1 pseudogene is annotated in these 526 nt (G+C 41.6%); it reads left to right on the top strand.

Features of this window, described 5'->3' with window-relative positions:
• A pseudogene (locus EOK74_RS20910) lies at nt 1-258 on the top strand (Bcr/CflA family drug resistance efflux transporter); the annotation flags it as partial.
• Between the last annotated feature and the right edge of the window lie 268 nt (nt 259-526).

Below are 526 nucleotides of genomic sequence, written 5' to 3'. Positions count from 1 at the left end.
GGTTTTTCATTGATGATGGGGGCATGTGCTGGCCAAGCATTAGCTCCTTTTGGCGATAAAGCAGGCACTGCGTCAGCATTGTTGGGGTTTGCGCAAATGACCGGCGCATCTGTAATAGTAGGATTGTTACAACTAACGGGACTCGACGCAGCACAACAGTTAATCGTATTAATGCTAAGTATTATGCCTATGTATTGCTTATATAAAACGCCGTCAATTAAGCAGAAAATTACTTTTACAGAGAGTACAATTAGTTGAGATAGCGCGGGTATGCCCAAATAATTGAATACCTTACTTAGCTATCAAAGGGAGTATTTAGTTCACCTTTCACCCTACTTTTAAACCCAGTTACGCAGTTAGTGTCAAAATTTTTGATTGTATTTTAGTTTCTGCTACATAGCTCTCGGCTGTTAGGGGGGAACTTGGAGTCGCGGTTAAATCAAAAGCACCGGCTTCGCAGGTTGAAAATCTGAAGTTGTTGAAGAGTTAATTATCACGGGACGATGTAAGTATGTGCTTAGCCCAC

The organism is Paraglaciecola marina, assembly GCF_004360155.1.
GTDB lineage: Bacteria > Pseudomonadota > Gammaproteobacteria > Enterobacterales > Alteromonadaceae > Paraglaciecola > Paraglaciecola marina.
This window is presented reverse-complemented; position numbering and strand designations above follow the sequence as displayed.